Source organism: Arenibacter sp. 6A1 (assembly GCF_012272855.1).
Lineage (GTDB): Bacteria > Bacteroidota > Bacteroidia > Flavobacteriales > Flavobacteriaceae > Arenibacter.
In genome coordinates this window covers 212,906-223,591 of the sequence record NZ_JAAXCQ010000009.1, presented here as the reverse complement: position 1 = coordinate 223,591, position 10,686 = coordinate 212,906, and the positions used below count along the sequence as shown (strand labels likewise).

Genomic DNA, 10,686 nt, shown 5'->3' with positions numbered 1-10,686 from the left:
TCAACCGTGGTGCCAGCCTCAGCTGTTCCATTGAGAACAGGAGTAGTATCGTTGGTTATTTGAGATTCAACCGTGGGTACAACCGGTGCGGTGGTATCGATAGTAAGTTCTAAGGTGGTATTATCGGAAGTACTGTTCCCGGCCGCATCTGTACTGATAACCTCTACCTCATTTTCTCCGTTGACATTTGGATTGAAGACTCCGCTATCAGGGGTAGCCGTTTCCGTATTTATGCTCCAGTTTCCGGAACCATCAGCGGTGGTGATATAGGTCGTTCCGCCTACTGCTACGTCAACCGTGGTGCCTACCTCTGCTGTTCCCTTCAGAACAGGAGTGGTATCATTGGTTATTTGAGATTCTACCGTTGGCACAACCGGTGCGGTGGTATCGATAGTAAGTTCTAAGGTGGTATTATCCGAAGTACTGTTCCCGGCCGCATCTGTACTGGTAACCTCTACCTCGTTCTCTCCGTTGACATCCGGATTGAAGACTCCGCTATCAGGGGTAGCAGTTTCCGTATCGATGTTCCAGTTTCCGGAACCATCAGTGTTCGTGATATAGGTCGCTCCGCCTACTGTTACGTTAACCGTGGTACCCGCCTCTGCTGTTCCCTTCAAAACAGGCGTAGTATTCTTGGTTATTTGAGATTCTACCGTCGGTACAACCGGTGCGGTGGTATCGATAGTAAGTTCTAAGGTGGTGGTGTCAGAAGTACTGTTCCCGGCCGCATCTGTGCTCGTTACCTCTACCTCATTTTCTCCGTTGACATTTGGATTGAAGACTCCGCTATCAGGGGTAGCCGTTTCCGTATCGATGATCCAGTTTCCAGAACCATCAGCGGTCGTGATATAGGTCGCTCCGCCTACTGTTACGTCAATCGTGTTGCCAGCCTCTGCTGTTCCTATCAAAACAGGCGTAGTATCGTTGGTTATTTGAGATTCTACCGTTGGTACAACCGGTGCGGTGGTATCGATCGTAAGTTCTAAGGTGGTTGTATCGGAAGTACTGTTCCCGGCCGCATCCGTGCTCGTAACTACTATCTCGTTTTCCCCGTTGACATCCGGATTGAAGGCTCCGCTATCAGGGGTAGCTGTTTCCGTATCGATACTCCAGTTTCCGGAACCATCAGCGGTGGTGATATAGGTTGCCCCGCCTACTGTTACGTCAACCGTGGTGCCTACCTCTGCAGTTCCATTGAGAACAGGAGTGGTATCATTGGTTATTTGAGATTCAACCGTTGGTACAACCGGTGAGGTGGTATCGATGGTAAGCTCTAAGGTGGTATTATCGGAAGTACTGTTCCCAGCCGCATCTGTACTGGTAACATCTACCTCATTTTCTCCGTTGACATTTGGATTGAAAACTCCGCTATCAGGGGTAGCCGTTTCAGTATTTATGCTCCATTTTCCAGAGCCATCAGCGGTGGTGATATAGGTTGCCCCGCCTACTGTTACGTCAACCGTGGTGCCAGCCTCAGCTGTTCCATTGAGAACAGGAGTAGTATCATTGGTTATTTGAGATTCTACCGTTGGTACAACCGGTGCGGTGGTATCGATCGTAAGTTCTAAGGTGGTATTATCGGAAGTACTGTTCCCGGCCGCATCTGTACTGATAACCTCTACCTCATTTTCTCCGTTGACATCCGGATTGAAGGCTCCGCTATCAGGGGTAGCCGTTTCCGTATTTATGCTCCAGTTTCCGGAACCATCAGCGGTGGTGACATAGGTTGCCCCGCCTACTGTTACGTCAATCGTGGTACCTGCTTCTGCCGTTCCATTGAGAACAGGAGTAGTATCGTTGGTTATTTGAGATTCTACCGTTGGTACAACCGGTGCGGTGGTATCGATAGTAAGTTCTAAGGTGGTTGTATCGGAAGTACTGTTCCCGGCCGCATCTGTACTGGTAACATCTACCTCATTTTCTCCGTTGACATCCGGATTGAAGACTCCGCTATCAGGGGTAGCCGTTTCAGTATTTATGCTCCATTTTCCAGAGCCATCAGCGGTGGTGATATAGGTTGCCCCGCCTACTGTTACGTCAATCGTGGTACCTACCTCTGCAGTTCCATTGAGAACTGGAGTGGTATCATTGGTTATTTGAGATTCAACCGTTGGTACTGTCGGGGCTTTAGTATCAATAATATAATTGGGCGAATCGGCCGAAGCTCCTTTGTTGCCCATCTTATCTGTATAATCTGTACCGACAGAAATGGTATTCGTGTCCGATTCTACGTCTTCATTTGGTGTAAAAGTGGCCTTCCAAACGGTAGAGTCCGCTGTAATAACCAAATTAGATATGGTACCGTTATCTGCGGTAATATCCGTAGTGTCAAACTCTTTTATTTCCTCACTAAAAGTAAAAGTAACTTCCGTAGTGTCCCCTATGCTAAGTGTAGTATCGGCCAAAGTGATATCTAGACTTGGAGCTGTAGTATCTAAACAATCAAAACCATTGGCAGGGTCATTGGCAATACTAGTATCAACAAATGCCCCAAAAACACGTAGATCATTTTCAACACTTACCAATGAACTAACAGAAATTTTAATTTCATTATAAGGCTTACTTGTTTCAAAACCGATATTATATCGACCTGCAGATGATCCAATAATATCTACCAATACCGTTAATTGCAATAGGTCTAATCCGCTTGCACTCTCCTGGTAATTACCATCTAAATAGGTGGAAACAGTCAAAGAGTTCAATAAATCTACTTCTAATAAACCCTGTAAATCTTCTATAGCATACCCGGCAACACTTCCAATAGGATAGTTACTAAGAACGTTCTTTACCGATATAGAATTAATACCCGAAACTCCTACCGCCATTTTAAGACTTGCATAATCTTGAGGATTAGGGGAGATCACATACCGTGTATTATCAATACTACAGCCAACACAAGCTATGCCTCCAGTTCCGGTTTTTTCACTGCTGACAACCACAGGAAAACCATCTACGCCATCGTTTAAAAAATAAGTTTCATTACAACCGATCCCTAATTCACAGAATTTTTCGACAACTGCTTTAAATACTTTGGTAGCCCCTACGTTTACTGCTAGGGTGTTGGCAATGGTTATTTTTACTTCATCAAAACTATCCGATGAAACAAAACCTACCACTTGGCGTCCGTTTCCTTCTAACAAAAAAGAATTTACCGATAATAAGTTGTCGACACCTGTTTTTGACTCCTTTAATATTCCATCTTCATAAGTTGTAATAGTAATGGCATTAAGTAATTCTACCCCTAATAATGTTGTATTTCCAATATCGAATCCGGCAAAAGTACCACTAGGGTAACTACCGAGTTGATCTTTCACAGCAATGGATCCTGCCGCTACTACTCCCACAGTTAAATCGATTGTTGCAAAATCAAAATCATTGGAAGAAATTACGTTTTCCGCATCACTTACTACACACGAAGCACATAGTACCCCTTCTATGCCAGTATTTGTGTTATTAATAACGACAGGAAAATCTGGAGCTTTAAGAGCTTTTGGTTCATTACAGTTTAACGCAGGTCCCTCACAAAACTTTTTTATAACAGGATGATATACCTGTGCTGAAAACAAAACGTTTAGCAAGGATTCGTATTTTATTCTAATTTCATCAAAACCTTTTGTCGTAACAAACCCTAAAACGATATTACCATCGGCATCCAAAAGACTAGTTGTTAAACCTATAGTCTCACTAACCACTGTTTTCTTTTCTACAAAAGCTCCATTTCTATAAGTGCTTATTTCCACAGAAGCGCCTATTGAAGCCTGTAATAAGCCTGCTCCACTGACCTTAAAGCCTGCAAAGGTTCCTGAAGGATAACTATGGTCAGAATCTTTAACTCCTAATTCTACTTCACAGCCCAATCCTGTAAGAGAAAGATTGGTAGGACTATTTAAATTTGTGTCTACCAGTTTATCGACATCACCAATTATCGGTATACAGAGACCACCTAGAGGAATAGTCTCAGCTGTTAAGTGATCGAATTTAGCATTATTGACCAGAGGTTCTAATTGATTGCATGTAGCATTCTCTGGATTAATAGTAGTAATTGACCCTATATGATCTGAAATTGCAAATTCCTTTCCGAAAACTGTAGGTGAATACAAGAATAACATGTATAGGACACCATAAATAAAACATAAGGGGTAATTTGTTTTCATACAGACTATAATTTAATGGTTTTGTATAATTTTAATTTTATTGCTTTAAAAATGAGCGTCTCTAACATATAATAAGTGACGATCCATAACTGTTGGTTATTCTTCTTCCCAATACCCAGTCCAAATTCTACCTTCATTTTTTAGCAGAAAAAATGGATAAAAAAACACCCTAATTTCCTACTTTCATAGATAAACGACAAATTTCTTCGATAAAAAACACAGCTAATTTGATATTTATCAACTATTTACAGTAATTCAAAAAAAAGGATGATTTTATCTTTTTTTATAAACGATACAGAAAAGGCGGGTTGAAGGACGGTTTACATATAAATAATCTTTAGGCAAAAACATAAAACAAACTTTAGCCGCTATAATACACTTCCAACCACGGTGAAAAAGATTTCAAAATCAGGGGGGTTAACCGGACTTTTGGCACTTGGCAATATTTTATATTGGATAGGAATATCTCTCCAACATCCTATAAATTCCATTATTTTAGTTGCTCTAAAGGGACTATCAGGAATAGCAATATATTGACCATTATTTGCGGGCGTTAAATTTCTTGGCCCTAAGATTCCGCCTGGCAAATTATCATAGGGAATGCTGCTAGGAAATCGCGCTCCTTCCCCAGTAACCCTTGCCATCACCACCATATTATCGTACTCTGGATGCGAAGACCGGTGCATAAAAACCTTATATCTAAATATATGATTACTACAATTAACTAATGAAGAGACAATTCCTCCCCCTAAAATAGTTCCTGAAGACTCATCTAAGGTAAAAGACAGCATACTGGTATTCATATTGGTTTCTACCCCTAAGTTATCGTCTACACCTGGTTCCGTAACCACCTCATTCAATGTTTGCTTAAAATTAGGGTATCCAGTAACATTTAATGTTCCTTGTTTTATTTGCCCGAAACCAAGAGAAATATTTAGTAAAAAAATAAACGAATACAATCTAAAACTCATAAGAAATTATTTAATGGCCAATTGATAGATAACTTGAAATCCGGAAGGCAATTCACCCGCGTTTGTTGCATTAAGAGTATATTTTACTTGAAATCCTTTTCCGACTCCCACCTCGGTATTTCCGTTTGGAATATCATCAACAATCACCTGCTCTACCTCACTCAGGAGTATGGGGTGCATTATTGGTGTGCTATTAAAATTATTCAAACCCGAAACATTGATAATCTGGGCCTCAAGAGTCATTCCTTCCGGCAGGGGTTGGTTGGTACTAACTACGATTTTAAATTTATCCAAGAGATCTAGGGAACGTACCGTATAATTTAACCAAAACGATTCTAATGTAGCCTCACCACCATTGGCGATAGTCCCAAAAGCTGGATATCCGGCTACCCTTACATCTGTATCTTTATTAAAACTGGCCACACCTAATATATCAGTGGTGATATTAAGTAATGAAATAGGCAATAGTTCTAAATTAGCACTCACAGATTTTTGATCACCCCCCAAAATATAAGTAGCTAAATCACTTACATCCAATATTTCCTGAGAAGTACCCTGAAAACAAAAAAACATCATAACACACCTAACCAATCGGCAAAAATTATTCATTCCAATCTATATTAAAATTCTTGTTCTTAAATTTTATATTCCGTTGTTTTAATTCCAAATCGATATTCACGAAGTACTCCCCCCCATCTTCAACTATTATTTGCGCAGTTTTTCCATATTGAAACAAATTCTCATTGTTCTTCAATCTGAGAATGGTCACAACATATTTTCCAGGAATAATGTTATCAAACGTAAACTCCCCTTCATCATTAGATTCTGTATACAATACAGCGCCTTCTGTTTCTAACTTCAGGTACCCCCGTAAGCTTTTGTCTTGATGGGCAGGATCCGTTGATTTTAAATTAATTTTACCGTGTAGACTAGCCGCTTTTACTAATTCTATATGTAAAAAGGGAGTTCTAGTTTTATCTACGACAACCTCATAGGGTACATTGGAAGCAACAATTGCTTTCGCGGGCAGACTAGACTGGTCAATTAGGACATAGTTTTTCCCAATAGGAATATTATTAATTTCAAACACTCCATCTTTACTAGTCATCACCGTTTTTCCTGCAACATTAATCTTGATTCCTTTAATATCAATGGAATTATCCCCAGCTGTTACACGCCCTTTCACGACGCCATCTGCGATTACCTTTTTTAGGGGAACACCAAAGTTATAAGTGTACTTACCATAGGCAAACAATTCTTTTTGATTCGTTACCCCTGGGTTTTCGTAATAATTTGTACGTATCTCGAAGTGATGATTTTTAGTTAATTGGGATAAAACATTTAAACTTATATAATCCCTTCTTAGATAGGATTCTTCTGGACTAAATCCGCTGTTAAAATTGGCGTTCCATTGCAGCTTATTATTGATCTTGTGATTAATTCCTAGACTATAATTTACCGAACTATATTTATTGTATTTATAGCGTTTGCTATACATATGATTGATATTACCAAAAAAGCTAAAATTTTTCGCTAAATAATAGCTAAGGTTTAAACTATGGGAATACCCTAAATTATACTCCAAATCCTCGGCCAATAAGTCCTGCGATTTAGCCATTCTGCCGTTAAAGCCAACAGTATAGAAAGTGGAATTATAGGAGTACCCATAATCGAAACCGTTTTCTTTGTAATGGTAGTTTTTAGGCTCTAACCTATCTTCTCTCATTCTCTGATCGATCCTAAAATTCAAAGAATTTTTCTTATTGATACGATAGCGTACCGTAGCATATAAATTTTCGTAATAAGGTTCGGCCGCATAATATAAGGGATCTAATCTTTTATTAACTCTAGACATTCCTTGTCCTAGACGAAAATCCCATTCCTTTAGATTGTAGTTAAGGGAATTGGAATATTGCAAACTGTTATTCATTGTACCAAAGTAATTTTCTCCGACCACCGTAAAACTCCCCGAATAATGAAGCTTCCCAAAACGCTGACTTAGGTTGATATAATTAGCATAGTCCGTATCTTTATTGGTACTACTAACCGATGTTTCTGACGTTACGGAAGTTTTCTTGCCTTTGTAATCCATGCCTAAAGTCACCAACTCCCCCTCCTCAAATCTATCCTCATTAACAGCGCCAGAAAAAAACGGGTCTAACCTCTTGGTTTTGGAATAGGAAAGGCTGCTACTTAATGTTTTGTTTACCTTATATGCTGTCTTTAGACCGTAAAAGGCCTCTGGATCATAATCATTCTGCCTTGGTTTGGTATAAAAAGCAGTTAGGATCCAGTTTTTAACTTGCTGGTCTATTTTAAATCCTTGCCCGTACTTCCCCATGATTCCCAGCCTATTTAAGTAAAAGCTGTGATCGCCCAAGGTTAAATTGGTCGTTGTTTTATACTTATACTTTAAACTATAATGATCTCGTATACCGAAGTACCTTCTTCTATCTTGGTCTGGCCCTCGTAGCAAAAAATCTATATGATGTTCCTTAGCCTTGTCCAGATATCCGTTTCCGGAGACTTCAAAAGACATAGAGGAATAATGATCTTCCTTACCAGTATAGCTATTGTAATAAACACTTGCTTTCATAGGAAATCTTAAATAGGGGTCTTTTTTCGCTATGGTTACCGGATAAACCTTAACCGAATTAAACGCCCTATATTTTTCCCCAGATTCCTCGCTGGTAATTTCCAGATTGGTACTAATACTGGTAAAACCGTAACTTTTAGCATCTGTTTTTTGCTCTAGCTGTACCATAATGATAGAATCGGGTGCTATACTGAAATGGTCATTGCCTTGAATACTGTTCCTAGAATCTAGTCGGATTTCCTGAACTGTATTTCCTATGTTTTTTACGGCATAGGAAGCATTGATGGTTTCCCCTGCCTCAACATATGGAGGAAAATGTACATTGAACAGCTCTAAATCATAGTTCATGGCTACCTTAAGATTTGCGCAATGTGAGGCCAATACATAATCCTTTATATCAGAAAGCTCAAAAGTAGCTGTAACCTCACCAGAAGAAGCATTTGAAGGGATATAAAAACTAATTGTCGCTATCTTTTTCTCGCCCTTCTTAAGAGCACCAATCTTATTAACTGAAATCAATTGCCAAACCTCTGGTAGTTGGACCCCTAGATTGGCATTCTGAATATCATTCCCATTATTTATAATTTCCAACAACAGGGTATACTGTTTTTTAGTTGCAAAATTTTCGTTCTTGTTTAATATTTTAAACTCTATTAATCCGCTTAATTCTGAGCCTAATAAAGGTTGCTCTTCTCGATTTTTGTGCTTCTGAAAGATGTCGTCTTCTTCCAATACATTAACAGAAATATGAGCGTTTTCATCTTCATTCACCCAAGGTATTTCCTTATTGTTTTCGGATTTATTTTTTCCCGCGCCATTAAGTTTGGACTTTTCTCCTTTAGTTACCGAATTAAACAAAACTACTGTGGAATCTTCCTGCTCCTCACCCAAGACAATTGCCAGATCTTGATCTGAGAGGTAATACCCACCAAAATAGGACCTCCATCTTTCGGGACCAAATTCTTGTGTACTTAAGAGATAAAAAACAATCGCCAATAAGATGCGGGTACGGATATTCCTATTCATTAGGCAAATTAGAGACTCGGCTTTAGCGGAAATTAAAAATTATTATAGTTTTAAACTAAAATTGGTTCCAACGTATTCTTCCCGAGAGTCTGCCAACAAAACACAGTTATATTCCCCCTTAGAGAGAGTAGAAATGTCTATTTCAAAACCAGTACAGCTGCCCGGAAAAATCATATTTCTAGGAGAAATATCCTCTAAAACTTTGGTCCCCTCTTGGTTGTAAACTTCCATGGTTACCCTAGTACTTTCTAAAAACAAGCCTTGGTTTACCAAGGTTATGGATAGCTTTTTCTTTGAGTCGTCTTCTTTCTTATCTATACTCTTAAAGTCTACATTGATCTGATCAAAATTGTTCACATGGGTCAAAAACCGAACCGAGTACCTAATTTTAGACTCCAACGCAAAATTGGTTGTCAAACGATCTTCACTAATGGGTTGCTCTACATTTACTGTTAAGTTGGACCAAAAAGTACCTTTTAAGTTTTGATCCTTTGGAATTGTTATGGTAAACCGGAATGCATATTTTTCCTGAGGTCTTAATAGTTTATCCATCACCTCGCCTTTAAACCAGGTTTTTGAGGAATGGGCATGAGTTTCCTCATTTGAAAAATATACCGCTGCCCCACAAGACAATATAGCATCGTTCAATTCAAAGGAGACCCTTTGCGCTGTATCCGAACTATTAAGTAAAATAACCTCGCCAGAAAAAACATCCCCAGAAGCTCCAGAATTTATATGGGTTAAACCGTTAATAATCGAAACATTGGAAAACAATGGAATTACAAAAAGTAAGCAGATAATAAAACTAATAAATCTGATTTTCATTCGGATAGTTACGTATTAATTGATTTTATAACAACATTTACCCTAAATGCGGTAAAATAATTGAGTTTATCTCCTGAATTGAAATGTTGTAAACTTATGATCGAATTCACAGAAAAAAGATCACAATAATAAGACCTCTATGTAAAAAATGGTTTCCAATAGTATGACTGGAAACCATGTTATGGTTTTAATTTTATTTAATTAACCCTATGGAACTGGAACTAGATCATCCCAGTCCGATAAGGTATAGGTTATTGTAGGCGAGTAGGTACCTGCCTTAAAATCTGTAAAGTCCGCTTCGGCATCAAAAACTAAAGAGTATGTTAACTTTACGCCATTTGTACCTGTACCAGTAAAGCCACTTCCAATACCCGTTACCAAAGGTGTTGGGACATTTTCCGCTATTGAAGTTCCTAATTTAACGGCAGTTGACACTGCTGTACCTAAGGCCCCATTTCCATTTGCAGCTGTAGTTGGCGTTATTTGTAAATCCATACCGGTTGGCAAATCACCAGCTAATTCAACATTAATCGTCCTTGTACCAACAATTCCTTCTATAACCGTTCCAATTACACTGGTATAATTAAGCCAAAAGGTCTTGCTAGGAATTAGGTCTAGATCAAAATCCCCAGCCACTAAGCCGCTATTTGCACTTAAAAGGTTTGCGATATTATAGTCAACCCCCTCTCCATTAGCGATCGTACCATCTATGGTCATAATATTCAACAAAGCAAGATCCGGGACTGCGATCGATAATGCATGGCCTACCGGTGCAGAAGTAAATACTCCATCTACTGTCTCTGTAATAGTCGGCGCCGTCTGAGCTTTCATATTAAAAGCAGAAAGTGTTACCGCTAAAAAACACACTAATTTTATTTTTTTCATATTTATTGGCTATTTAATTATTAATTAGTCATTAATTACTTTAATTAAATGCGAATATAGTATTTAGTTTTTGAACTTTGTAATACTTAACCTTCATATATCAATGTTTTAATTGTATTAATGTAGCTTTCATCCTTACATTTTATATATACAAACGCAAGCAAATAGGGGCTTTTAGCTGATTTTTAACTTTTATATGATAAAAATCATGTTGCTAATATTTTAACAA

Annotated in this window: 7 protein-coding genes; all 7 read right to left on the bottom strand. The window is 38.6% G+C overall.

Going from position 1 to position 10,686, the window contains the following annotated elements; all coding sequences use genetic code 11:
• The coding region (locus HCG49_RS10570; protein WP_240938676.1) for an Ig-like domain-containing protein at nucleotides 1-4,154 on the bottom strand (4,154 nt) is incomplete at its 3' end.
• A gap of 5 nt (nucleotides 4,155-4,159) precedes the next feature.
• On the bottom strand, nucleotides 4,160-4,291 hold the full coding sequence (locus HCG49_RS18685) for a hypothetical protein (RefSeq protein WP_262888039.1): 132 nt from the start codon (nucleotides 4,289-4,291) through the stop codon (nucleotides 4,160-4,162).
• A gap of 231 nt (nucleotides 4,292-4,522) precedes the next feature.
• Nucleotides 4,523-5,125 carry a hypothetical protein gene (locus tag HCG49_RS10565; protein WP_168469497.1) on the bottom strand — a complete coding sequence of 201 codons (603 nt, stop codon included), beginning with the start codon at nucleotides 5,123-5,125 and terminating at the stop codon, nucleotides 4,523-4,525.
• A gap of 6 nt (nucleotides 5,126-5,131) precedes the next feature.
• Nucleotides 5,132-5,734 carry a hypothetical protein gene (locus tag HCG49_RS10560; protein ID WP_168469496.1) on the bottom strand — a complete coding sequence of 201 codons (603 nt, stop codon included), beginning with the start codon at nucleotides 5,732-5,734 and terminating at the stop codon, nucleotides 5,132-5,134.
• Nucleotides 5,727-8,747: a hypothetical protein gene (locus HCG49_RS10555; RefSeq protein ID WP_168469495.1), complete on the bottom strand. Its 3,021-nt coding sequence runs from the start codon at nucleotides 8,745-8,747 to the stop codon at nucleotides 5,727-5,729. The genes HCG49_RS10560 and HCG49_RS10555 overlap by 8 nt, the downstream gene beginning before the upstream one ends.
• Before the next feature lie 42 nt (nucleotides 8,748-8,789).
• Nucleotides 8,790-9,572 (bottom strand): hypothetical protein, encoded by a 783-nt coding sequence (locus HCG49_RS10550; protein ID WP_168469494.1) that lies wholly within the window; start codon nucleotides 9,570-9,572, stop codon nucleotides 8,790-8,792.
• A gap of 207 nt (nucleotides 9,573-9,779) precedes the next feature.
• A complete protein-coding gene (locus HCG49_RS10545) occupies nucleotides 9,780-10,457 on the bottom strand; it encodes a hypothetical protein (protein ID WP_168469493.1) in 678 nt (225 codons plus the stop codon).
• Between the last annotated feature and the right edge of the window lie 229 nt (nucleotides 10,458-10,686).